Source organism: Corynebacterium sp. CQ3829_602738, from assembly GCF_054478435.1.
The window spans coordinates 1,822,840-1,846,634 of sequence record NZ_CM137003.1; the positions used below are offsets into that span (position 1 = coordinate 1,822,840).

General features: G+C 66.9%; 24 protein-coding genes. 7 read left to right on the forward strand and 17 right to left on the reverse strand.

The genetic code is table 11. The features are described from left to right. Positions 1-33: 33 nt before the first annotated feature. Positions 34-1,053, reverse strand: coding sequence for an endonuclease domain-containing protein (locus ACX1NL_RS08775; protein ID WP_458897925.1), 1,020 nt, complete (start codon positions 1,051-1,053; stop codon positions 34-36). Positions 1,054-1,405: 352 nt separating this feature from the next. Between ACX1NL_RS08775 and ACX1NL_RS08780 the strand changes: the two genes are divergently transcribed. Genes ACX1NL_RS08780 through ACX1NL_RS08790 form a run of 3 tightly spaced genes read left to right on the forward strand, consistent with a single transcriptional unit; the run spans position 1,406 to position 4,285 of the window. Then, the gene (locus ACX1NL_RS08780) at positions 1,406-3,118 is read left to right on the forward strand and encodes a carbon starvation CstA family protein (RefSeq protein WP_458897926.1); all 1,713 of its coding nucleotides are present in this window, start codon (positions 1,406-1,408) and stop codon (positions 3,116-3,118) included. Further along, complete coding sequence (locus tag ACX1NL_RS08785) at positions 3,102-3,359, forward strand: cory-CC-star protein (RefSeq protein WP_458897927.1); 258 nt, start codon at positions 3,102-3,104, stop codon at positions 3,357-3,359. Before ACX1NL_RS08780 ends, ACX1NL_RS08785 begins: the two co-directional genes overlap by 17 nt. Next, complete coding sequence (locus ACX1NL_RS08790; RefSeq protein ID WP_458897928.1) at positions 3,350-4,285, forward strand: ArsA family ATPase; 936 nt, start codon at positions 3,350-3,352, stop codon at positions 4,283-4,285. Before ACX1NL_RS08785 ends, ACX1NL_RS08790 begins: the two co-directional genes overlap by 10 nt. 73 nt (positions 4,286-4,358) lie before the next feature. Here ACX1NL_RS08790 and ACX1NL_RS08795 read toward each other — a convergent pair whose 3' ends face one another. Further along, positions 4,359-5,612 (reverse strand): deoxyguanosinetriphosphate triphosphohydrolase, encoded by a 1,254-nt coding sequence (locus ACX1NL_RS08795; protein ID WP_458897929.1) that lies wholly within the window; start codon positions 5,610-5,612, stop codon positions 4,359-4,361. A gap of 20 nt (positions 5,613-5,632) precedes the next feature. Here ACX1NL_RS08795 and ACX1NL_RS08800 point away from each other — a divergent pair, with 20 nt between their 5' ends. After that, positions 5,633-7,630, forward strand: a complete 1,998-nt coding sequence (locus tag ACX1NL_RS08800; protein ID WP_458897930.1) for a TPM domain-containing protein — start codon at positions 5,633-5,635, stop codon at positions 7,628-7,630. Positions 7,631-7,792: 162 nt separating this feature from the next. Here ACX1NL_RS08800 and ACX1NL_RS08805 read toward each other — a convergent pair whose 3' ends face one another. Genes ACX1NL_RS08805 through ACX1NL_RS08815 form a run of 3 tightly spaced genes read right to left on the reverse strand, consistent with a single transcriptional unit; the run spans position 7,793 to position 10,147 of the window. Continuing rightward, complete coding sequence (locus ACX1NL_RS08805; RefSeq protein ID WP_458897931.1) at positions 7,793-8,251, reverse strand: hypothetical protein; 459 nt, start codon at positions 8,249-8,251, stop codon at positions 7,793-7,795. Further along, positions 8,248-8,754 (reverse strand): hypothetical protein, encoded by a 507-nt coding sequence (locus ACX1NL_RS08810; RefSeq protein WP_458897932.1) that lies wholly within the window; start codon positions 8,752-8,754, stop codon positions 8,248-8,250. Before ACX1NL_RS08810 ends, ACX1NL_RS08805 begins: the two co-directional genes overlap by 4 nt. Positions 8,755-8,764: 10 nt before the next feature. Continuing rightward, positions 8,765-10,147 carry a glycine--tRNA ligase gene (locus ACX1NL_RS08815; protein ID WP_458897933.1) on the reverse strand — a complete coding sequence of 461 codons (1,383 nt, stop codon included), beginning with the start codon at positions 10,145-10,147 and terminating at the stop codon, positions 8,765-8,767. A 169-nt stretch (positions 10,148-10,316) separates the two neighbouring features. Here ACX1NL_RS08815 and ACX1NL_RS08820 point away from each other — a divergent pair, with 169 nt between their 5' ends. Then, entirely contained in the window at positions 10,317-10,796 is a 480-nt protein-coding gene (locus ACX1NL_RS08820) for an ArsR/SmtB family transcription factor (protein ID WP_239356418.1), read from the forward strand. Positions 10,797-10,811: 15 nt separating this feature from the next. After that, positions 10,812-11,249, forward strand: coding sequence for a Fur family transcriptional regulator (locus ACX1NL_RS08825; RefSeq protein WP_458897934.1), 438 nt, complete (start codon positions 10,812-10,814; stop codon positions 11,247-11,249). Here the strand turns inward: ACX1NL_RS08825 and ACX1NL_RS08830 are convergent. From ACX1NL_RS08830 to era, 3 genes are read right to left on the reverse strand one after another with little or no spacing between them, the layout of a single operon-like run. Next, positions 11,246-11,971, reverse strand: a complete 726-nt coding sequence (locus ACX1NL_RS08830; RefSeq protein ID WP_458897935.1) for an isoprenyl transferase — start codon at positions 11,969-11,971, stop codon at positions 11,246-11,248. The two genes, ACX1NL_RS08825 and ACX1NL_RS08830, sit on opposite strands and share 4 nt — an antisense overlap. Positions 11,972-11,980: 9 nt before the next feature. Next, complete coding sequence (recO, locus tag ACX1NL_RS08835) at positions 11,981-12,706, reverse strand: DNA repair protein RecO (protein WP_458897936.1); 726 nt, start codon at positions 12,704-12,706, stop codon at positions 11,981-11,983. Further along, positions 12,696-13,679, reverse strand: coding sequence for a GTPase Era (era, locus tag ACX1NL_RS08840; protein ID WP_458897937.1), 984 nt, complete (start codon positions 13,677-13,679; stop codon positions 12,696-12,698). The genes recO and era overlap by 11 nt, the downstream gene beginning before the upstream one ends. 142 nt (positions 13,680-13,821) lie before the next feature. On the opposite strand from era, the gene ACX1NL_RS08845 reads away from it, so the two are divergent. Further along, the gene (locus tag ACX1NL_RS08845) at positions 13,822-14,859 is read left to right on the forward strand and encodes an HNH endonuclease signature motif containing protein (RefSeq protein WP_458897938.1); all 1,038 of its coding nucleotides are present in this window, start codon (positions 13,822-13,824) and stop codon (positions 14,857-14,859) included. A gap of 56 nt (positions 14,860-14,915) precedes the next feature. On the opposite strand, the gene pdxY is transcribed toward ACX1NL_RS08845, so the two are convergent. From pdxY to hemW, 9 genes are read right to left on the reverse strand one after another with little or no spacing between them, the layout of a single operon-like run. Beyond that, positions 14,916-15,767, reverse strand: a complete 852-nt coding sequence (pdxY, locus tag ACX1NL_RS08850; protein ID WP_239306275.1) for a pyridoxal kinase PdxY — start codon at positions 15,765-15,767, stop codon at positions 14,916-14,918. A gap of 9 nt (positions 15,768-15,776) precedes the next feature. Then, complete coding sequence (locus ACX1NL_RS08855) at positions 15,777-16,841, reverse strand: 2,3-butanediol dehydrogenase (protein WP_181888879.1); 1,065 nt, start codon at positions 16,839-16,841, stop codon at positions 15,777-15,779. Positions 16,842-16,898: 57 nt separating this feature from the next. Next, positions 16,899-18,215, reverse strand: a complete 1,317-nt coding sequence (locus tag ACX1NL_RS08860) for a hemolysin family protein (RefSeq protein WP_458897939.1) — start codon at positions 18,213-18,215, stop codon at positions 16,899-16,901. Further along, positions 18,212-18,778: an rRNA maturation RNase YbeY gene (ybeY, locus tag ACX1NL_RS08865; protein WP_458897940.1), complete on the reverse strand. Its 567-nt coding sequence runs from the start codon at positions 18,776-18,778 to the stop codon at positions 18,212-18,214. The genes ACX1NL_RS08860 and ybeY overlap by 4 nt, the downstream gene beginning before the upstream one ends. Further along, entirely contained in the window at positions 18,775-19,797 is a 1,023-nt protein-coding gene (locus ACX1NL_RS08870; protein WP_301613558.1) for a PhoH family protein, read from the reverse strand. The genes ybeY and ACX1NL_RS08870 overlap by 4 nt, the downstream gene beginning before the upstream one ends. An 11-nt stretch (positions 19,798-19,808) precedes the next feature. Beyond that, positions 19,809-20,507, reverse strand: a complete 699-nt coding sequence (locus ACX1NL_RS08875) for a 16S rRNA (uracil(1498)-N(3))-methyltransferase (protein ID WP_301613560.1) — start codon at positions 20,505-20,507, stop codon at positions 19,809-19,811. Next, complete coding sequence (dnaJ, locus tag ACX1NL_RS08880) at positions 20,504-21,637, reverse strand: molecular chaperone DnaJ (protein WP_458897941.1); 1,134 nt, start codon at positions 21,635-21,637, stop codon at positions 20,504-20,506. Before dnaJ ends, ACX1NL_RS08875 begins: the two co-directional genes overlap by 4 nt. 10 nt (positions 21,638-21,647) lie before the next feature. Further along, complete coding sequence (hrcA, locus tag ACX1NL_RS08885; protein ID WP_458897942.1) at positions 21,648-22,661, reverse strand: heat-inducible transcriptional repressor HrcA; 1,014 nt, start codon at positions 22,659-22,661, stop codon at positions 21,648-21,650. A 9-nt stretch (positions 22,662-22,670) separates the two neighbouring features. Further along, positions 22,671-23,789, reverse strand: coding sequence for a radical SAM family heme chaperone HemW (gene hemW, locus ACX1NL_RS08890; protein WP_458897943.1), 1,119 nt, complete (start codon positions 23,787-23,789; stop codon positions 22,671-22,673). Positions 23,790-23,795: the final 6 nt, after the last annotated feature.

The following is a 23,795-nucleotide window of genomic DNA, read 5'->3' on the forward strand; positions in this document are numbered from 1 at the left end:
AGGGTATTCGGAATGTGTTCGGAAGTCGAGGGGCTAGGGTCTGCTTAGCATGTCGACGGCCTCCTGCAGGTCCGGCGGCAGCGCCACGGCGCGCCCCGGGCTGGTCGGCGTGTAGCCCTTTGGCTTCACCTGCACGGGGAGCAGGCCCCGGGCAATCGGCCAGGCGTTGCGGATGCGTTGGATCAACTCATCTTCGTCGCCCCAGAAGTCGCTGGTGTAGAAGTGCAAGACTTTGTATCCGCGCTCCGCGAGCCAGTCGTCACGCACACGCTGCTTGCGCAGGACGTCATGGGGGACCTCCTCGTATTTTTCCCACCCGTCGACTTCCACGACAAGGTTGTCGCCGATGAGGAAGTCAACCCGGTACCGGCCGATCACCGCCTGGGTGCGGTACGGGACCCCGTGGGCATCGAGGATCAGGCGCAGGAGGGATTCGTAGGGCGAATCCGAAAGTCTGCTGGCCAGCGGCAACGCTTTCCGGGCATTGGCGATCCCTTTCGTGCCGGCCAGACGAGCGATGGTGGCGCGGAACTGGTGCAGCAGTTCCGCGTAGAGGTGGTCGCCGTGGCCGGAGAGCACGCTGTCTATCGCTATGACGCCTTCGCGCACGCCGCGTTCGCGGGCAATGTCGACGGCGGTGCGGATCGCGTTGGTGTAGCGCACGGGCCCGTCATAGATGATGTCGGCTTCCGGGATCTGTCGGTGGCGGTACTCGTAACCGGTCCAGCTGCTATTGGTGGAGGCTGGGCGCCCGTTGGGCACCGCGAGTGTGACGGGCTCGCCGCGTGCGATTGTCCACACGCCGTTGAGCCGCGCGGCTGAGCAGTCGACGAGCACGGCTTTCCTGCTCTGGCACCCTGCTGCGTAGCACCTCAGGAAGGCTTTCTGGTACTCCTTGAGGTGCTTCCACGTCTCGGCGCAAAAGTACATGGACTTGGTTAGCTGCACCAGCTGGCCTTCACTGATGCGCCGGTGCGTCTCAGTGTCTGCGGACGACACCCTCCGCAGATCGACCAGCTTTTCCCGCAGCTCTTTCTTGCGCGTGTCTTTCATTAGTCCCCCTTGACTAGTTACCCCGCTGCAGAGATTACAGGAGGCGCGTTGTTCTTGCCGGGTTTCGGGGCCGGCCGCCGGGGCCGCTCGGTGCCCGGCCCCCTGGCCCGCTGCCCGCAGACCCCTAGGAACAAACCCCTAGTAAGGCCGAAAATCGGGCATTCTCGGGAGGGCTTACTAGGGGTTTGCGGGTTTGGCCGAGATGCAGGGACCGCTGGCGACGCCACAAGCGCAAGCCAAGCGCGCCGAAGAATAGAAACCCCCTGAGAAACCCCTAGGAAAGTGTCGTGTGCCATAATCCCAACCAATGTGACACAGACCATGTGAAGCACGACACGATCGGAGAAGACCCATGAGCTCACTCATCCTGGTGCTCGTCGGCCTGGCAATGATGGCTGCCGGCTACCTGCTGTACTCCACATTCCTGGGCAAACGCGTCTACAAGCTCTCGGACGCGTACACCACCCCGGCGCACACGATGGAGGACGGCGTGGATTTCGTCCCCACGAACAAGTACGTCCTGTGGGGCCACCACTTCACGTCCGTGGCGGGCGCGGCACCGATCATCGGCCCGGCTGTCGCGGTGATCTGGGGCTGGGTGCCGGCGTTTCTGTGGGTCACGCTCGGCACCGTGTTCTTCGCGGGGATGCATGACTTGGGGGCGCTGTGGGCGTCGCAAAGGCATCGCGGGCAGTCGATCGGCACGCTGTCGGGCCGCTACATCGGCGCGCGCGGGCGCAACCTGTTCCTCGTGGTGATCTTCCTGCTGCTGCTCATGGTCAACACGGCGTTCGCGGTGGTCATCTCCAACCTGCTCATCTCCACGCCGACGGCGGTGATCCCGACCTGGGGCGCGATCGTCGTCGCGCTGTTGATCGGCCAGGCCATCTACCGCTTCAACTGGAACCTGCCGCTGGTGTCCGTCGTGGGCGTCGCGGCGCTGTACGGACTGATGATCCTGGGCGACCAGTTCCCGCTCGCCCTGCCGGAGACGATGCTGGGCATCCCGGACCGCGGCTGGTGGATCATCTTCCTGTTCACTTACGCGTTCATCGCTTCGCTGCTGCCGGTGTGGGTGCTGCTGCAGCCTCGCGATTACATCAACGGCCTGCAGCTTTTCGTGGGCCTGACCATCCTCTACGGCTCGTTCTTCATCGTGCGGCCGGAGGTTGTGGCACCCTCGCTTCGCGACGCCGTCCCCGACGGCACCCCCGGCATCTTCCCGCTGCTGTTTGTCACCATCGCCTGCGGCGCGATCTCGGGTTTCCACGGCATCGTCTCCTCGGGCACGTCCTCGAAGCAGCTGGATAAGGAGACGGACGCGCGGTTCGTCGGCTACTTCGGCGCGGTCGGCGAGGGCCTGCTCGCGCTTGGCACGATCGTCGCCACCACCTCCGGCTTCAAAACCCTCGCGGATTGGGAGGAGATCTACAACGAGTGGAACGCCGGCGGCGTCGACGCGTTCATCAAAGGCGGCGGCGACCTCATGAACGAAGGCCTGGGCATCCCGACCTCCCTGTCGGCGACCATCCTGGCCACCATGGCCGTGCTGTTCGCCGCCACCACGATGGACTCCGGCATCCGCCTGCAGCGGCTCGTGGTCTCGGAGATGGCGGAGCTGGCCGGCGTGAAGCTTTCCGGCGCGGTCGCCACCATCATCGCGGTGGGCTGCGCGCTGGGCCTGACGTTCTCCATGGGCCTGGACGGCTCCGGCGGCATGCTGATCTGGCCGCTGTTCGGCACCACCAACCAGCTCATGGCGGGCCTGACCTTGTCCATCGTGGTGATCATCCTGACGCAGCTGCGCCGCCCGACCTGGCCGGTGCTGGTCCCGCTGGTGTTCGTCACCGCGATGTCGCTGTGGGCGGCGGTCCTGCAGCTGCGCACGTTCCTCGAGGCGGGCAACTGGCTGCTGCTGGTGCTGGACGTGATCATCATCTGCTGCGCCATCTGGGTCATTGTCGAGGCGTTCACGGCTATCACGAAGTCGCGCAAGGAACCGGCTGTGACCTGGCGCGACGATGAGACGATTCCGGGTGAATTGGCGGATGCGCGAACGTCTTAAAGCAATTGCCCGCGGCCTCGACGAGTTCTACAAAGCCCCGTACCGGCGCGAATTCGCCCGCGCCGCGCGCGAGGAGGACGACCTGTTCACGCTGCTAGTCGCCTCGGAGACGCTGGGCATCCCCAACCCCACAAGCTTCTACACACTCGAACTGATGCCATTGCTTTACGACGAATTCCACGCCTGGCACACCCGCATGGGCATGGAGCGATCCCCGCTGGACGGCGTGCGATGCTGCTAGAGGCCGCGCCCGTGATGTTCTTCGGCGGCAAGGGCGGGGTGGGCAAAACCACCGTGTCGGCGGCCACCGCGGTGCGCCTTGCCGAGGCCGGCCGGCGCGTGCTGCTGGTGTCCACGGACCCGGCGCACAACTTGGGCCACATCTGGGACGCGCAGCTTTCCGACGCCCCCACGCCGATCGAGCCCAACCTCGACGTAGTGGAGCTCGACCCCGCCGCAACCACCGAGCGGCACCTTGCAGACGTGGAGCGCTCCATGCGCGCGATGATGCCGGAGCGCATGCACCCCGAGATCCGCCGCCACCTGGACCTGGCACGGCACTCGCCCGGCATGCATGAGGCGGCGATGTTGGAGGCGGTGGCGGAGCTCGTCGATAGGCCTGGCTACGACCACATCATCTTCGACACCGCGCCCTCCGGCCACACCTCCCGCCTGCTCGCGCTGCCGGAGCTCATGGCCGCGTACACCGGCGGGCTGATGCAGCGGCGCGAGCAATCCGACAAGTTCTCCCGCGCCGTCCGCGGCCTCGGCGGCACGGTCGACGACCCCGTGGAGCGCCGCAACCAGGAAATCCGCGCCACGCTGCTGCGCCGCCGCCGCAAGTTCGAGCGCCTGCGCGACATCCTCACCGACCCCGCAGCCTGCGCGTTTCACATCGTGCTCACCGCGGAACGCCTCCCGGTCCTTGAGAGCATCGAGCTTTACGACGACCTCACGTCCAACGGCATTTCCGTTGGCACCCTGGTGATCAACCGCCGCAGCCCCGCCGATGCCGGCGAGTTCATGGCCTCGCGCCGCGCCGTGGAGGACTCCGCGCTCGCACTGCTCGACTCGCAGCTTCCCGACGTCCCCCGCGTCGAACTGCCCTGGCTCCCCGGCGAGATCGGCACCCGCGCCGCGCTCGCCGCCATCGCCGAGCGGTTGTAATAAAGAAACCCCTCCACAGCCATGCCGTTAAAACGGGGGACCACTACGGGAGGGGATTACAGCGCCTACCTTACTAGAAGTACCCCTCGAAGGCGGCGGCCTTCTTGGCGGTGCGCTCCAGGCGCGACTCGGTCATGGACGCGATCTGGTCCACGATCACGCGCTCTCGCTCAAGGTCCGTCTCGGCGGCGTTGAACCACGCCTGGAACATCGTGTCCAGGGTGCCTGGCGCGCCCGCGCGGAGGTACTCGTGGACGCGGTAGATGCGGTCGCGCTGCCGGTCCTGGCGCGCCTGGTGCGACGGCTGGTCCATCACGTACAGCACGGCGACGGTCTTGAGCAGGCGGACCTCGGCCTCAACGTCCGGCGGGACGACGAGGCGGCCATGCTGGCGGCCCAGGGTGACGCCCTCGTTTTCCTCGCGGGTGGCGCGGGTGACGGCGCCGACGTAACGTCCCACCAGCTGCGACGTCAACGCCTTCAGGCCGGCCCACGCGCTAAGCGTGTAGTCGAACTCGGCGGCCGCGGCGATGGCGGGCAGGGAGCGCAACCTATCGGCGGCGTCCACAAGCGAATCGGCGTCGCCGCCGAATGCGGCCGCGCCCTTCTCGGCCAAGGCGGCGAGCTCGACGAAGTCCCACAGCACGCGCAGGGAGACGCGCCCGGAGACGATGCCGTCTTCGACGTCGTGGACGGAGTAAGCGATGTCGTCGGAAAAGTCCATCACCTGCGCCTCCATCGGCGGCGCCCCGTCGGCGTGCCCGAGACGCAGCCACTCCAGCACGCCAGCGTCCTCGTCGTAGGCCGAGTACTTCCGGTTCACAGAACCGTCCGCGTTCGTGCGCGTCAGCGGGTACTTCACGGCCGCGTCCAATGATGCGCGGGTGAGGTTGAGGCCGAAGGACGTGCCGTCGATAAGCACTTTGGGCTCCAGGCGCGCAAGGATCCGCAACGTCTGCGCGTTGCCCTCGAAGCCGCACGGCGCGACCTCGTTGAGCGCGACTTCGCCGTTGTGGCCGTACGGCGGGTGCCCGATGTCGTGGGTGAGCCCGGCCATTTCGCACAGGTCGGGGCTCAAACCCAGGCCCTCGCCGATGCCGCGCGAGATCTGCGCGACCTCCAGCGAGTGCGTCAGGCGCGTGCGCGGGGTGTCGCCGTCGCGGGGACCGACCACCTGCGTCTTGTCGGCGAGGCGGCGCAGCGCCGCGGAGTGCAGCACGCGGGCGCGGTCGCGGGCGAAATCCCCGCGCGAATCCGGGGCGAGTTGCGCGCCCTTCGGCGCCTCGTCGGCGCGGCGCTGCGTATCGGCGGCGTTGTAAACGTACACGTCGCGCTACCCTAGTCGGCATGACTAGCCGTTACTTGCGCATCCTCGCCGTGTCCGGCGGCCTTTTTGTCGCCGCCGCACCCAGCTTTGCGACGGAAGCTCCGCCCACCCTCATCCAGGCCCAAGCAACCGCCACCAAGGCATCCCTCGAGCCGGGGCGGCTGACGCAGCCGGTGACCGACGACGCCGCAGTGCTCTCCGCCGACGAACTGGCCGAGATCGAAGGCGCGATCCAGGAGGTCAGCAAGACCCAGGGCAAGTCCGTGCGCGTGGTGTTCCTGCGCTCGTTCGGGCAGTACACCCCGCCCGAATGGGTGGACAAGGCCGTGGCGGCGAACGGCTCCAACACCGCCGTGCTGGCGATCTCGCCGGACGAGCGGCTGTATAACGTCGGCGGCGGCGAGGAGTGGACCCAGTCCGAGATCGACCGGATGAACTCCGCCGCGCACGCCCAGCTGTCCGAGATGAACTGGTCTTCGGCCGCGTTGAATGCGGTGAATGCGGTGGCGGGCGGGAGCTCGTCGTCAGGCGATGGCGCAGGCTGGCTCGCGGGCGGCCTAGGTGTCGCGGCGCTGGCGGGCGGCGGCGTGTACGCGGCGACGCGCAAGGGCTCGAAGAAGCAGCAAGCCAAGCAGATCGAGTCCGCGAAGGCCCTGGACCCGGCGGACACCGACTCGCTGGGGCGCCTGCCCACGCCGACGCTGGAGGAGGTCGCGCGCGACGCGCTGGTCTCCGCCGACGACTCGATTACCCAGGGCAAACAGGAGCTCGAGCTGGCCACCGCCGAGTTCGGCGCGGACCGCGTGCGCCCGTTCACCTCCGCGATGAACGAGGCCACCACCACCCTGCAGCGCGCGTTTGCCACGCACCAGAAGCTGTACGACGCCATCCCCGAAACCGAGCCCGAAAAACGCGCGATGCTGGTGGACATCATCTCCTCCTCGGGACGCGCCGAGCAGGCGCTGCGCGACAAAACCACCGAGTTCAACGAGATGCGCGGCGTGCTCATGCGCGCGCCCGAGGAGGTGGAGAAGGTGCTTGCGCGCACCGTGGACATCCGGGCGCGCCTGGAACCCGCGCGAGCGACGCTGGCGCAGCTTAAGGGCGAGTACCCGGCGCAGATCCTCGAGTCCATCGTGGACAACGTGGACCTCGCCGAAGCGTCGCTGGACGAGGCGGAAAAGGCCCTCGGCGAGGCGCGCACGTTGGCGGACCAGCCCGCCGGCCGCCAGGGCGCGCTGTTGGACACGCTGGCCGCCGCCACCCGCGCCGTCAACGTCTCCGACACCAACCTCGCCGCCATCGAGCACGCCGAGGACAACATCCGCGCCGCGAAGGCCAACCTGCCCGCGCTGATCGACGAGATCCGCGGCGAGCTGCGCGAAATCGAGCAAGTCAAGGGGGCTCGTGCGCAGGGCGCGCCTATCGACGTCACTTCGCTCGACACCGTTTCCGCCAAGGCCCAACGCATGCTGGGCGAGATCGGCGACCGCGACCAGTCCGACCCGCTGGCGCTCTACCAGGAGCTGACCAGCATGGACGCCGAAATCGACGCCGCGCTGGACCGCGCGAAGGGCATCGCCGGCGACCAGTCCCGCGCGCTGCAGCTTTTCGACCAGCAAATGCAAGTCGCCGGCGCCCAAATCCAGCGCGCCGAGGACCTGATCCTGTCCCGCGGCCGCATCATCGGCTCACACGCACGCACCCTGCTGGCGGAGGCGAAACGCCAGTACGCGCAGGCCCACCAGCTGCGCGTGCGCGACACCCGCACGGGCATCGACGCCGCACGCGCCGCCACCGACACCGCGCGCCGCGCCGAGGCCGCCGCGAACGACGACCTGCGCCGCTACCAGGCCCAGCGCAACCGCCAGACCGCTGACTCGCTGGCCAGCGCCGTGCTGTGGGGCTCGATGCTCTCCGGCGGATTCGGCGGAGGCGGCGGCTTTGGCGGCGGTGGTTTCGGAGGCGGCGGCGGGTTCTCCGGCGGGCGCCCCTCCAACCGCGGCGGCACCTTCTAGGCGGCTCCAACGCCGCCTGCTCCCGGCGCCGCTCCCCCGCCCCACCCGACAAACCCAGAGCAACAAACCCAGAGTATGGCCCAAAAACGGGCATACTCTGGAGGGCTTACTCAGGGTTTGCGGGAATGGACAGCGGGTCCGCAGCGGCGCGCCGTCCGAGGCTCAGTAGCGCGTGCGGCGCGCCGGCGCGTCGACGAAGGTCAGCGCCCACGTCATGAAGGCGAGGTCCACCAGCTGGATCTCGTCGAACCCGTCGGCGCGAAGCGTCGGCTCCGCCACGTCGACGCCCAGCTCGCCGGACGGGAAGCCCCGGGTCACGGCGATGAGCTCGCCGGCGCCGTCGCGGATCTCGCGCTTCGGGGTGATCGCACCCGACAACAGGTCGAAGCCCGAGCGGTTTAGGGTGTAGCGGCGGCCAGCGCAATTCGCGGCGTAGCGCGACACCGTGAACCCGGCTTTGCGCAGCAGGTACTCCTCGTTCGTCGCAACGTCGAAGGCGCGGAACTTCGCCGGGTTGTCGGACGTAATTCTCAAAACGATCTCGCCCACCGTAACGGTGTCGGGGGTGGATTCGGCGATGGACCTTTGGTCGTCGATAAGCGAAGCTCCCTGCCAGATCACAGCACTGCCACCACCACGACAAACAGCGACAGGAACACCAGCGTGGCAATCAACGCGTTGGAATTGGCCATCTTGCGGGCCTCCAGCACGCAGCGCGACAGCCACGCCAGGCCGGCGACCTGCACGGGCGGCAGCTGCGTCTCCCCCTCGAACTCGAGGATGGCCTTGCGCACCCCGTTGTGGTCCTGCGTGAACTGGGCGACTTTCTCGCCGTCCGGGCCTTCGACCACCCAGTTCTTGGACGTCTCCGGGATCAGGGCGAAGGAGGTGCCGTCCACGACAGCGTCGATGCGCTTGGCGCGCTTCAGGCTGTCGGAGGTGCGCACGACGTCCTCGCCGCCGCACGTGGCCACAGCGCCCGATTCGGCGTGCGCGGTCAGATCCCAGCTCTGGCCGCACACGATCGCGCGGTCGTGCTCGAACACGCCGAGGACGTCCGGGCCGTCCTCAGCCAGCAGCTTCGGCGCGTCCCGGTTCGTGCGGTCCCAGCTCACGTAATGCATGAGCGAAAATTTAGCAGCCGATCAGGCGGGCGGCCAGGTAGGACTCCAGCTCCGCCAGCGGCACGCGCTCCTGCTCCATCGTGTCGCGCTCGCGCACGGTGACGGCCTGGTCCTCCAGGGTGTCGAAGTCGTAGGTGACGCAGAACGGGGTGCCGGTCTCGTCCTGGCGGCGGTAGCGGCGGCCGATCGCGCCGGAGGTGTCGAAGTCGACGTTCCAGTGCTGGCGCAGCTTCGCCGCGAGCTCCTCAGCCGGGCCGGACAGCTCCGGCTTCTTCGACAGCGGCAACACGGCCACCTTCACCGGGGCGAGGCGGCGGTCCAGGCGCAGCACGACGCGGGTGTCGGTGCCGCCCTTGGCGTTGGGGGCTTCTTCCTCGTCGTAGGCGTCGATGAGGAACGCCATCATCGCACGACCCAGGCCCGCGGCGGGCTCGATGCAGTACGGGATCCAGCGCTCGTTGTTTTCCTGGTCGAAGTAGCTCAGGTCCTCGCCGGAGGCCTCGGCGTGGGTCTTCAGGTCGTAGTCGGTGCGGTTGGCCACGCCCTCGAGCTCGCCCCACTTGGAGCCGGTGGAGCCGAAGGCGTACTCGATGTCGACGGTGCGCTTGGAGTAGTGCGACAGCTTCTCCTGCGGGTGCTCGTAGAGGCGCAGATTGTCGGGGTTGATGCCCAGGTCGACGTACCAGTTGTAGCGGTTGTCAATCCAGTACTCGTGCCACTTCTCGTCCTCGCCGGGCTTGACAAAGAATTCCATCTCCATCTGCTCGAACTCGCGGGTGCGGAAGATGAAGTTGCCCGGGGTGATCTCGTTGCGGAAGCTCTTGCCGGTGTTGGCGATGCCGAACGGGGGCTTCATGCGTGACGACGTCATCACGTTCTTGAAGTTCACGAAGATGCCCTGCGCGGTCTCCGGGCGCAGGTAGTGCAGGCCTTCCTTGTCGTCCACGGGGCCCAGGTAGGTCTTCATCAGGCCGGAGAACGCCTTCGGCTCGGTCCAGTTGCCGGGCTGGCCGGTTTCCGGGTCGTTGATGTCCGCCAGGCCGTTTGCCGGCGGGTGGCCGTGCTTTTCCTCGTAGGCTTCGAGGAGGTGGTCGGCGCGGTAGCGCTTGTGGGTGTACAGCGATTCCACGAGCGGGTCGGTGAACACCTCGACGTGGCCGGAGGCTTCCCACACACGGGTGGGCAGGATGACGGAGGTGTCCACGCCGACGGTGTCGCGGCGGGATTGCACCATGTGCTTCCACCACTGGCGCTTGAGGTTTTCTTTCAGCTCCACGCCGAGCGGGCCGTAGTCCCACGCGGAGCGGGTACCGCCGTAAATCTCGCCGGCCGGGTACACCAGTCCGCGGCGCTTGCACAGGTTAACGACGGTCTCAATCTTTGATGCGGGCATCAACATCTCCTGGTGGGAAAGTGCGTGCAAATTACGGTCAACAGCATAGCCCGCCTTACGACGCCTCCGGTCACCCGCCCAGTTTGGACATAAGTCCCACTCTGTTTAGGCATTCTTGTATTCTGAACGAATCATCTGTTTCCCATTGGCGCTGAGGAAAGGGGACGCCGTGAGCGAACGCTACAATTTGGCGGACCTTCCAAAGCTGGCGGACGAGGATCTAGACCGCACCGCTGCGCTTGTAAAAGTGTTGGACTCGAAGACTCGGCTGGAGATTTTGCTGCTCCTGGCCGAGGAAGAACAGGTGGTCCATCAGCTTGTCACCGAGTTGGAGAAGTCGCAGCCGCTGATTTCCCAGCACTTGCGGGTGCTGCGTTCGGCGGGTTTGGTGTCGTCGTCGCGAAAGGGCCGCGAGGTGCTCTACGCGCTGGACCAGCCGGACATCATCGGCATCATCCACGAGCTGGCGTCGCTGGAGAAACTCACCGAGGCCAAGGACGAGCTGGCCGAGCTGCGCAAGCGCAGGCGGGAAAACAGCGGGAGCTCCGGCGGCTCCATCGGCGCGGCGATCGTCGACCCGCCGGCGAACGTGCGTCCCGAAGTGGATCCCGGCCTCGCCCCGCAGACTCCAAAGCCTGTGCGCGACTAGGTACACTGCAATGGTATGACGCAAACGAACCGCCGGGCGCACACCCGCCCCGTGCCCAAGCTGGGCCCGCGCATGACGCGCCAGCGCGCCGCCGTCGTGGAGACGTTGCGGGGGCTGGACAAGTTCGCGTCCGCGAAAACCATCCATGAGCAATTGCTTGACGACGGCGCGTCCGTCGGCCTCACCACCGTCTACCGCACACTGCAGTCGCTTGCCGAGGTCAACGCCGTGGACGTGCTGCAGTCCCCCGACGGCGAAACCCTCTACCGCGACTGCTTATCCGGCCACCACCATCACCACCTGGTGTGCACCGAGTGCGGCCGCAGCGAGGAAATCGAGGGCGGACCCGTGGAGAAGTGGGCCGAGGTCATTTCCTCGCACTACGGCTACGAGCTGGTCGGCCACGACGCCGAAATCTACGGCGTGTGCCGCGCCTGCCAGGCCAAGCGCTAGCTGTCGAACTTGTCCACCGCGCCGCCGAAGCGCCGGTCGCGCTTGGCGTACTCCAGCACCGCGTCCCACAGGTCCTCCTTGGTGAAGTCCGGGAACAGCACGTCCTGGTACACCATCTCCGCGTACGCCGACTGCCAGATGAGGAAGTTCGACGTGCGCTGCTCCCCCGACGGGCGCAGAAACAGGTCCACGTCCGGCATGTCCGCGCGGTACAGGTAGCGGGCGATGGTTTTTTCGTCGACGGTGGACACGTGAGCGTCGATAAGCTTTTGCACCGCATCCGCGATCTCCGCGCGCCCGCCGTAGTTGACGCACATGGCCAACGTCAGCCCCGTGTTGTGTTTGGTCAGCTCCTCGGCGACCTCGAGTTCTTCGATGACGCTGCCCCACAGCTTTGGGCGGCGCCCGCACCACACCACGCGCACGTTTTTGGCGTGCAGCTCGTCGCGCTGGCGGCGCAGCACCTCGCGCGTGAAGTTCATCAGGAAGTGCACCTCGGAAGGGCTGCGCTTCCAATTTTCGGTGGAAAACGCGTACGCCGAGAGCCACTCCACGCCGCCGAGCTCGATGCACGCGTCGACGGCGTCCATGAGTTTCTCCTCGCCCACCTTGTGCCCCTCGGTGCGCTTGAGGCCGCGCTGCTGCGCCCAACGGCCGTTGCCGTCCATCACCAGCGCGATGTGCTTCGGGATGAACTTTTTGTCAATTCTTGGTGCGCCCATGGGCGTCAATTATGCCTGCTCCATAATCTTGAAGCTTCTCAGCCCGGTTTCCAGGTTGTATTGCAGGTGCGCCACGGTTGCGCGGTGAATTTGCGCCACGCGTATCGACGGCACTTCGCTGCCCCTCTCCATCAGCCACATCTCGTGCAGCGTTTCGGGGTGGACGTCCATGGAGCCCGGCGGGCGGCAGTTGTTGCACACCGCCCCGCCGACGGTGGCGTTGAACGCCTTGTGCGGGCCGGGCGCGCCGCAGTTCGCGCAGTTGAACAGGCTTAGGCCCCAGCCGGCGTGCTCGGTGGCCTGCAGGATGAACGCGTCGAGGACCATCGTGGGGTGTTGGTTGGTCTGCAGGTTTTTGAGCGCGTCCTGGACCAGGGCGAACAGCGCGGGGTCGGCTTCGTCGAAGCTGAGCTTTTCCGCCGTTTCCATCACGGCGCAGGCGGCGGCGTAGCGGTCGAAGTCGTCGATGATGCGGGCGCCGTAGTAGGTAACGGTGTCGGCGGAAGCGATCGCCGAGAGGCCTCGGCCCGGGTAGATCAGCGCGTCGACCTCCACGAACGGCTGCAACCGTGACCCGAAGCGGCTCTTCGCCTTGCGCACCCCCTTGGCCACGCCGCGGATAAGCCCGTGGTTCTTGGTGAGCAGGACGACGACCCGGTCCGCCTCCCCGAAGTCGTAGGTGCGCACGACAAACGCGCGGTCGCGCCAGTTCGGGCGCGGGGCCTTAGAAGCCAAGCCGGCCCAGCGCCTTCGGGTCCTGCTGCCAATTCTTCAGCACCTTCACGCGCACGTCCAGGTACACGTTTTGCCCGGTCAGCTCGATGATCTGCTTGCGGGCGCGGTGCACGATGCCGCTCAAGCGCCGCCCGTCCGGGCCCTCGATGATACGTTTCTGGCCCGGGCGCTCCAGGTAGAGCACGGCGTAAATTTTGACGCGGCGGTCCTCCTGGATCATCTCGTCGATTTGGACGGCGACGGAGTGCGGCAGCTCGTCGCGAAGCCCCCGCAGCGCCTCCTCGCGGATGAGCTCCGCGATGCGCGTCTCCATGTCCTCGTCCGTGGTGTGGCCCGCGGGGTAGAAACGCGGGCCTTGCGGAAGCTTATCGACGAGCACGTCAAGCAGCGTATCCACCTGAATCTGCTGCGTTGCCGACACCGGCACCAGCTCCGCGTCCTGGCCGAGCAACTCGTGCAGCTCCAGCAGGCGCTCGCCGACGGTGTCCTTGCCGGCCTTGTCCAGCTTGGTCACGATGCCCACGATCGGCGTATTCGGCTTGGTTTCGCGGATTTGCTCCAGGATGTAGCGGTCGCCGGGGCCGATCTTCTCGTCCGCAGGCACCGTGAAACCGATGACGTCCACGTCGGCGAAGGTGTCCTTGACCACGTCGTTGAGGCGCTCGCCCAGCAGCGTGCGCGGGCGGTGGATGCCCGGGGTGTCCACGACGATGACCTGCGCGTCGGGGCGGTTGATCACGCCGCGGATCGGGTGACGGGTCGTCTCCGGCTGATCCGCCATAATCGCGATCTTCTCCCCCACCAGCGCGTTCGTCAGCGTGGATTTGCCGGTGTTCGGGCGTCCCACGAAGCTGACGAACCCCGACCTGAAGCCCTCCGGGGTGTCAGTGAAGCCGCCAGCGTCGGCGCGCTCGACGTCGTTCGCGCTGGCCTCTCGGGGCAGATCGTCCGGGAAATCGGGGAAGTCGTTCATGGCCTGGGATTCTACCTGTCAACCCCTGAGTGGTTTCGCTGTGGACAACCGTGTTGTGGCGGGGTCTTTTGGCGGGGGTTATCCACAGATTTCGTTTTGGGTCTGGTGTTGGGGGTTGCGGTGCCGCCATAGCTTTCAGGCCATGAACTTCACTGACTTTGTTTCCGCAGGCGTCTCCATACTCGCCGACTTCGACCGCGACGTGGCCATGGCCGCCGGCCTGTCCACCGGCCGGGTGCGCGATTTGGCCCGGGTGCACCACGCGTATTACGGGCCGACCCAGTTCACCCGCAAACAACGCGACGCCCTCGCCGCCGCCGAGGGTTTACCTATCGACCAGCTCGTGCACATCGAGAAGAAACTGCTCGCCGTCGAAGGCGCAGCCGAACGCTGGCGCATCCGCCTCGACCTGGTGCGCCACCGCGGCTCGTACAGGGCACTGACCAAGCGGATCAAACGGCTGATCAAACAACCCGTCAAACCCGCCCCACCGTCGTGCAGGTTTTCCCGCTCGAAGGCGGGCATGCGCACCATGATCCTGACCTACAACGAGCGCGACCTCGCAGATTTGGAGCACCTGCTGCGCAAACTCATCGACGCAGACGACCCCGCCGCCGCCCAAATGGCCCACACCCTCATCGGGATCCTGCGCGACGGCAAAGGCGTGCCGAAGGCGAATTTCCGGCCGATCATCCTGGTGCCGATCGCCGACTGGGCCCGCATCCAATCAGGCCACGCCGATGAAGTCACCCTGATCTGCACCGACGGCACCACCATGACCGGTGCCGAATACATGGAGCACGAATTCGGCGACATACTCGAAGTCGCCGCGTTCCACCCCCAGGAAGGACCCGTCAACCTGTACTGCGGTCAGCGCTGCGCCAACGCGAAACAGAAGGTCATGTCGAAGCTACTCTGCCCGCGATGTGCGTTTCCCGACTGCAAACACTCCGCAGAGACCACCCAAACCCACCACATCAATGCCTGGCGCTACGGGGGAATGACCAACATGGACAACCTCGCCGAACTGTGCCCCTTCCACAACGGGGTCAACGCCGACAACAGGCAAGGCCCGTTCGGCTACATCGATAACCCGAACGCCCGCATCTACTGGGTCGCACCCAACGGCACCCGCGTCCCAATGACCACCCCGGGCGCGATGGAACTGCTCTTCGACTAACCACACACCGAAAACCCGCCCCAAAAGGGCGGGCACATCGGCATGCCTGAAAACGGTTAGAGGGCCTCGACCTCGAACTGGAGCTGCGGGTTGGCGTAGTAGTCCTGCGCCTCGACGAGCTTGAGCTCCTGCGAGTCTGCCTCGAGGGTCACGCGCAGCAGGTCGAACACAGACGACGCCGTCTTGGCCAGCGCGTCCTTCGCGTCGCGGCCGCGGAGGTAGTGCCCGGTGAACAGCGCCGCGGTGACGTCGCCGGAGCCGTTGCGTTTAAACGGCAGGCGCGGGGTGCGCACGATCCACTTGCCGTTATCGTCGACGGCGATCATCTCGATGGCGTCCTCAGGCGTCTCCGGGCGCTTTACCGAGGTGACCAGCACGGTGGACGGGCCCATCTCGCGGGCGGCGTCGACGGCGGCGAGGGTGGAATCGAGGTCGGTCACGTCACGCTCGGTCAGGTACCCCAGCTCGAACTGGTTCGGGGTGATGATGTCGGCGGCCGGCACGATCGTCGAGCGGAACAGCGGCGGGATGGTGTCGGCGACGAAGCAGCCGGACGTCGCCGAGCCCATCACCGGGTCGCAGGTGTAGAGCGCGTCCGGGTTCTCCGCCTTGATGTCGCGCACGGTGCCAACGATCACGTCGGCGATTTCGGGGGAAGCCTGGTAGCCGGTGAGGATGCCGTCGATAAGCGGGAATGCGCCGCGGTCGCGGATGCCGCTCAGCACCGCGGAGACGTCGTCGGCGGGGATGATCGGCCCGCCCCACGCGCCGTAGCCGGTGTGGTTGGAGTAGTTCACGGTGTACACCGGCCAGACTTCGTGGCCGATGCGCTGCAAAGGAAAGACCGCTGCCGAGTTGCCAACATGGCCATACGCGACAGCGGACTGGATGGAGAGAATATTGCTCATACGAGCATTTTAGAGCTCCGGCGACACCAGGATCTTCACGGCGGTCTCGTTGCGGTTGATCAGGGTGTCGAAGCCCTCGTCGACGACACCGTCGAAGCCGATCTTGCCGGTGATGAACGGCTTCAGGTCGACCTTGCCCTCCTCGACGAGCTTGATGGTCTGCTCGTGGTCGTGGGCGTAGCCGATGATGCCGCGGATGGTCAGCTCCTTCATCACCACGGCGTGGATGTCCAGCTCGGCCTTCTTGGACCAGATGGACTCCACAACCAGGGTGCCCTTGAGCTTCAGGCAATCGACGAGCTGGTCGAGCACGACGTTGACGGAGGTTGCCTCGAAGGCTGCGTCGACGCCCTTGCCGTCGGTGATCTTCAGGATTTCTTCCTTCAGGTCCTGCTTGGACGGGTCGATGGCGTGGTCGGCGACACCAGCGTCGAGGGCCTTCTGGCGGCGCAGCTCGGACAGCTCGGAGACGACCACGGTGCAGCCGTATGCCTTAGCGACGGCAGCCGTGAGCACGCCGATCGGGCCAGCACCGCCGACCAGAACCACGTCGCCCTCGCCGGCCTCGGAGGCGGAGAATGCGTGGTGGGCGACGGACAGCGGCTCGATGAGCGCGGCCTCGTCCAGCGGCACGTCGTTCTTGATCGGGTGGACCCAGCGGCGCTGCACCGCGATCTTCTCGGACAGGCCGCCGCCACCGCCGGCAAGGCCGATGAAGTTGACGTCCGGGTGGAGGTTGTACGGGCCCGGCTCCTTCGGGTCGACATCGTCGGGAAGCACGTACGGCTCGACGACGACATGCTGGCCGACCTCAAGGTCGTCCACGCCCTCGCCCAGTGCCGCGACGACGCCGGAGAACTCGTGGCCGAGCGTGACCGGCGGCTCCTCGCCGGTGATCGGGTGCGGGTGGCCCGGCTTCGGGCAGAAGATCGGGCCTTCCAGGTACTCGTGGAGGTCGGTACCGCAGATGCCGCACCAGGCGATGTCGATGAGCACCTCGCCCTTGCCTGCCTCTGGGGCGTCGATGTCCTCGACGCGGATGTCCTTCTGGCCGTAGTAACGTACAGCGCGCATGTGAAGCTCCTCTCGGTGGAAACCTGCTTACGTGCACAATTCTACCGAAAAGTAGGACTAATCGCCGTGGAGCGGCTCTGTGGCCTCCGCCACCGAGACGAGCACGGTGCGGGTCTTCACCCGGCCGCGGCGGTCGCGGCCGCCCTCGGCGGTGTAGCGCACCCCGTCGCGCAGAATCGACGCGCCCGGCAGCGGCACGCGCCCCAGCTCATACGACAACAGCCCGGCCACCGTATCGACGTTGTCGGTGACGTCCTCGGCGTACTCCAGCTCGTAGTCCAGGTTGTCGGCGAGGTAGTCCACCAGGTCGTCCAGCGGTAGGCGCGCCTGGACGCGGAACACGCGCGGCTCCACCTCGGTCACCGGGGCTTCCTCGTCCTCGTCGTACTCGTCGGTGATTTCGCCGACGATCTCTTCCAGCAGGTCCTCCATGGTGAGAAGGCCGGCGACGGTGCCGTATTCGTCGATAAGCATGGCGATGTGCGTGTTCGACTGCTGCATCTCTTTGAGCAGCACGTCCAGCGGCTTCGAGTCCGGGATGAACAGCGGCTCGCGCATGAACTCCGTGATCGGCGTGGCGGGGTCGATGGGGGTGCCGCGGTCGGTGAACATGTCCTTCAGGTACGCGATGCCGACGATTTCGTCGACGCTCTCCCCGATCACCGGCACGCGCGAATGCCCGGAGCGCACCATGAGCGCGGTGGCTTGGCGCGCGGTTTTCTCGCCCTCGATCCACACCATTTCCGGGCGCGGCACCATGACTTGGCGCGCGTAGTTGGACGCGAGGTCGAAGATGTTCTGGATCATGCGGCCCTCGGTGGTTTCCACCACGCCCTTTTCCTGCGCCACCTCGACCATCTCGCGCAGTTCGATCTCGGTGGCGTACGGGCCGTCGCGGAAGTCCTCGCCGGGGTGGAACAGGTTGCCCACCCAAATCAACAGCTTTGCGACGGGCCCGAGCACCACCTGGAACGCCCCCAGCCCCTGCGCCGCCTTGAGCGAAATGGTGTAGGGGTTGCGCTTGCCCGCGGTGCGCGCGAACACCCCGACGATGGAAAATTGCAGCAGCGTGACGACGACCACCGCCACCGCGATCGCCCACCCGTCGGAGTCGAGCAGGTCCATTGCGAGCATCGCCGCGGTGACGGACGCGATGACATCCAGGACGGTTTTGACCAGCACCAGCGTGTTGACGTGGTTCGCGCGGTGGTCCACCACCCGCAACAGCGCTTCCGCGCCCGGGGTGTCGTCTTTGACCATGCCCTCGACGCGGGCGCGCGAGATCGGGGCCAGCGCGGACTCGATGGAGCCGAGCAGGCCGGACAACAGCAGCGCGGCGACGGTGACGGCCGCGTAGACGAAGGTCAGCGTCACTCGATGCCCTTCATCAGCTTGTCCAGCTCGTCGCGGTCGGCTGCCGACGGAAACGCGTGCGCGCCGGTCGGCTTCGGCTGGTACTCGATACCGCGGCGGGCGAGGTCGTCGTACCAGTCCGCCAGGATCTCGTTTTGCAGGGCGAACATCTCGCGCTCGTCTTTCGGCTCGATGTGGTCGTAGCCCAAAAGGTGCAGCACGCCGTGGACGGTGAGCAGCGCCATCTCGTGGGCGAGGTCGTGGCCGGCCATTTCGGCCTGCTTGCGGTCGTAGGCGGGGCACAGGATGATGTCGCCGAGCATCGCCGGCCCCGGCATGTCCGCGTCGGGGCGGCCGCCGCCGGGGGTGAGCTCGTCCATGGGAAAGCTCATCACGTCCGTCGGGCCCTCCAGGTCCATCCAGCGCACGTGCAGATCTGCCATCGTGGCCTCGTCCACGAGCGTGATGGTGGCTTCGGTTTCAGGGTGGACGTCCATGGAGCGCATGGCGAACGACGCGACGTCGATAAGCATTTGCTCATTGACCTCCGCCTCGCCGGACTCATTCAAGACTTCAATGCTCACTGGTTCGCCTCCGCTTCCCGCTCGGCCTCGATCGCTTGCTGGCGCTTCTCGTAGCGCAGGGCGTTCTGCGCGTCGTGACGGTCGTACGCTGCGACGATGCGCGAAATCAGGTGGTGGCGCACCACGTCGCCGGCGCCGAGCTCCTGGAAGGAAATGTCGTCGATGTCCGCGAGGATGCGCCGCGCCACGCGCAGGCCCGAGACGGTGCCGCGCGGCAGATCCACCTGGGACGTATCGCCCGTGACCACCATCTTCGAGCCGAAACCGAGGCGGGTGAGGAACATCTTCATCTGCGCGCCGGTGGTGTTTTGCGCCTCATCCAGGATGACAAACGCGTCCGACAGGGTGCGCCCGCGCATGTAGGCCAGGGGCGCGACCTCGATGATGCCGGCCTCGATGAGCTTCGGGATCGCCTCCGGGTCCATCATGTCGCGCAACGAGTCGTACAACGGGCGCAGGTACGGGTCGATCTTGTCCGAGAGCGTGCCGGGCAGGAAACCGAGCTTTTCGCCCGCCTCCACCGCCGGGCGGGTCAAAATGATGCGTTTGACCTCTTTGTTCTGCAGCGCCTGCACCGCTTTGGCCACGGCGAGGTACGTCTTGCCGGAACCGGCCGGGCCGATGCCGAAGGTGATGGTGTTGTCGTCGATCGCGTCGACGTACGCGCGCTGCCCGGCCGTCTTCGGGCGGATGACCTTGCCGCGGCGCGAGATGATCTCCTCGCCGAGGATGTCCGCGACCGAACCCGGCGCTTCGGCCTCCATGATGCGCACCGCCTGGACCACCGTGTCCACCCCCAGCGGAACACCGCGGCGCGCCATGGACTCAAGCTCCTCGACGACGCGCAGCGCGTGCGCCGCCTGCTCCGCGTGCCCCTTGACGGTCAGCTCGGTGCCGCGGGCGTGGAAGCCCACCCCGAGCTGGTCCTCCAAAACCCGCAGGTTGTCGTCGTTGATCCCCAGGACGGACTGTGCGTACGCCGAGTCGAGTTCGACCTTGCGCGTCACCATTTCTTCCATGGGGGCCAACCCTACCAGCGGGAGGTCAACGCCCCGATGGCGCAAAGCCCCGCGAACGCCGCCGAGGCGGTGCGCAGCACCTCGGGACCGAGCTTCACCGGGCGGGCGCCGAGAATCTCCAGTTCGTCCTCGCCGATGCCGCCTTCGGGCCCGACGATCAGCCACACGTCATCGCCGAATTCGACGTCGCGGATCGAGTCGGTGGCGTCCTCGTGCAGAACCAGAGCGTGGCACTCACGCAGCAGCGCGGACAGCTGGTTCGTCGTCACCGGGTCGCGCACCTCGGGCACCCACGCCCGCCGCGCTTGCTTCGCGCTGGAAAGCGCCTGCGCGCGCCACTTCTCCACCTGCTTGGCCTGCTTGTTCGCCGGCCACCGCGCGATCGTACGGTGCGAAATCCACGGCACAATCGCGTCGGCCCCGGCCTGCACCGCCAGGTCCACCGCGAGCTCCGCGCGCTCGCCCTTCGGCACCGCCTGCACCACCGTCACGCGCGGCGTGGGTTGTGGCACGAACTCTTGCCTTTCGACGACTCCATCAACCCGACCAGCCCCCACCGACGTGACGCGGGTGAGCGCGGTGGACCCTTGGCCGTCGATAAGCATGATGCGCTCGCCGGGCTCGATGCGCTTGACGTGCGCGTGCTTGGCTTCGGCACCGGTGAGCGTGCCGGCGGCGGGGTCGTCGGTGAAAAAGTACGGCAGGCTCATCGGCGGAAGCGGTCGCGCATGCGGGAGAAGAAGCCCTCGCCGTGCTCGTCGGACTCGACGTGGACCTCCGGGTTGTCCGGGTGGCCGTCGCGGAGGTCCTGCAGGGCGGCGCGCTCGTCGTTGGTCAAGGCGGTGGGCACGGTGACCTGGACGTGGGCGATCATGTCGCCGGCGCCCTCGGCGCGCAGCCGCGGCATGCCCTCGCCCTGCAGGTGGATGGTGTCGCCGGGCTGGGTGCCGCCGGGCACCTCGATGGTGGTCTGCCCGCCGGCGAGGTTGTCCACGCTCAGCTCAGTGCCGAGCGCGGCGTCGTACATCGGCACGGTCAGGCGGACGTGCAGGTCGTTGTTCTCGCGCACGAACACCGGGTGCGGCTGCACCTGCACCTCCACGTACAGGTCGCCGGCGGGGCCGCCGCCGTGGCCGACCTCGCCCTGGTCCGCCATGCGGATGCGCATGCCGGAATTGATGCCGGCCGGGATGTTCACGGTCAGGTCGCGGGTGGCGCGCACGCGACCGTCGCCGGCGCACTGGGTGCACGGATCCTTGATCACTTCGCCGTAGCCGTGGCAGGTGGGGCACTCGCGGGTGGTCATGACGTTGCCCAAAAACGACTGCTGCATCTCCTGGACCTGGCCCGCGCCGCCGCAGGTGCCGCAGGGCACCGGCTTCGCCTCGGTTTTGGAGCCGGTGCCGTGGCACTTGTCGCACAGCACGGCGGTGTCCACGGTGACGTCCTTTTTCGTGCCCGCGAAGGCCTCGTCGAGCGTGATGGCGGTGCGCAGCAGCGCGTCGTTGCCCGGCTGCACGCGCGAGCGCGGCTGGCGGGCGCCGCCGCCGCCGAAGAACGCCTCGAAGATGTCGCCGAGTCCCCCGCCGCCGAAGCCGCCCGCGCCGCCCATGCCGCCGCCGGCCTCCATCGGGTCGCCGCCGCGGTCGACGATTGCGCGCTTCTGCGGGTCCAGCAGCACCTCCTGCGCCGCCGCGATCTCCGCGAACTTCTCGGCGGCCTCCTCGGACGGGTTCACGTCCGGGTGGTACTTGCGCGCCAGCTTGCGGTACGCCTTCTTAATCTCCTGCTCGGTCGCTTCCTGGTCCACGCCGAGGATGCCGTAGTAATCGCGAGCCATAACTTCCCTTCTATTCGCCCCGCAGGATGCGGCTGATGTAGCGGGCCACGGTGGCAACCTTTTGCATGGTACCGGGGTAGTCCATGTGGGTTGGACCCACTACCCCGAGGCCGCCGAGTGCTTCGTCGCCCGAGCCGTACGCTGTTGTAACAATCGAGGCGCGCGAAAATTCCTCGTCCTCGTTTTCGCGCCCGATGCGCACGCTCACCCGCTCGAGCTCCTGCGCGCCGGCGAGCAGCTTGAGCACCACCACCTGCTGCTCAAGCGCGTCGATGACGCCCTGCAAGCCTCCCGACGGCACGACCAGGTTCGACGAGCCCGCAATGATCAGCCGGTCCGGCGCTGCGTCCACAAGCGTGGTGATCAGCACTTCTGCCGCGCGTGAGGTGGGATCGGCGAGGTGGGGCGGAGCTTTCGTCGATAGGCGAGAAAGCGCCTCCGAGGCGTCGCGCATGGTTTGGCCCACCAGGGCCTCGTTCAAAAGGTCGCGCAAAAGCCGCACCCCGTCCGGCCCGATCGGCGCCGAAAGCTCCACGTTGCGCTGGTCCACGCGCCCGGCGTCCGTGATCAGCACCAGCAAAAGGCGCGTCGGGGTCAGCTCCACCACCTCGCAGTGCTTCACCCGCGACACCGTCAGCGTTGGCAGCTGCACCACCGCCGCCTGGTTGGTCAGCTGGGCGAGCAGCTGCACGGAGCGACGCAGCACGTCCTCCATATCCACGCCGTTTTCCAAAAAATCCAAAATGGCGTGGCGCTCGGCGGCGCTCAACGGCTTGACGTCGTGCAGCGCGTCCACGAACGCGCGGTAGCCCGCCTCAGTCGGGATACGGCCGGACGAGGCGTGCGTCTGCGAGATGTAGCCCTGCTGCTCCAGCACCGCCATGTCGTTGCGGATCGTCGCCGAGGACACCCCCATCTTGTGCCGCTCCACCAGCGACTTCGACCCCACCGGCTCTTGGCTTGCAATGTAGTCCGCCACGATCGCGCGCAGCACCGCCTGGCGCCGCTGGTCCGCAGTACCCATTACGCCTCCTTACTCGGCTGCCAGGATATCGGTGATGATGCCGTCTGCAAGCAGCCGCCCTTTGTCGGTCAGCCGCAGCCTGTCGGTTTGCTCGAGCAACCCCGCGCGCACATGCCTATCGACGACCTCCCGTGCCCCCGCCCCGACCCAAGCTGCCGGGATACCTTCTTTCAGCCGCAGGCCGAGCATGACCGCCTCGGTGTGGGCCTCTGTTTCCGTGATGGGTTCAGTGTCCTGGATGGGCAGCGCGCCGTCGGCAAGCAACTGTGCATACTTTTCGGGGCGCTTGACGTTGAAGAAACGCTCGGAAGCGATGAAGCTGTGCGCGCCCGGGCCTGCGCCCCACCACTTACGGTTGCGCCAGTAAATGAGGTTGTGGCGGCACTCGCCGCCCGGTTTGGCCCAGTTGGAGACCTCGTACCAGTTATAGCCGTGGTCGGCGAGGGTGTCTGCGATGATCTCGTAGCGGTCGGCGTAGACGTCCTCCTGTGGCGCCGGCAGCTCGCCGCGGCGGATCTTGCGGGCCATGGCGGTGCCGTCCTCGACGATGAGCGAGTAGGCGCTGACGTGGTCGACGTCCGTGGCCAGGATGGCGTCGAGGGTGCGGCGGACGTCGTCGTCGGTTTCGGTGGGGGTGCCGTAGATCATGTCCAGGTTCACATGCTGGAACCCGGCGGCACGGGCCTCGCGGGCGGCGGCGACGGCGCGGCCCGGGGTGTGCTGGCGGTCCAGCACCTTGAGCACCGGCGTGGAGGCGGACTGCATGCCGAGTGAGACGCGGGTGAAGCCGGCGTCGAGCAGGCCCGCGAAGTAGCCGGGGCTGGTGGATTCCGGGTTGGACTCGGTGGTCACCTCCGCGCCGGGGTTCAGGCCGAAGGTGTTGCGGACGGCGTCGAGGATGCGGGTCAGGCCGTCTGCGCCGAGGAGCGACGGGGTGCCGCCGCCGATGAACACCGTGTCAGCTTTGGGCAGGCCGCGGGCGGCGGCGAGCTCGAGTTCTTTCTCGAGCGCGTCCAAGTACTGGGCGTGGGAGGAATCCACCTCGGTGGGTGTGTAGGTGTTGAAGTCGCAGTACCCGCAGCGCGTGGCGCAAAACGGGACGTGGACGTAAACGCCGAAAGAATCCATGGCCCT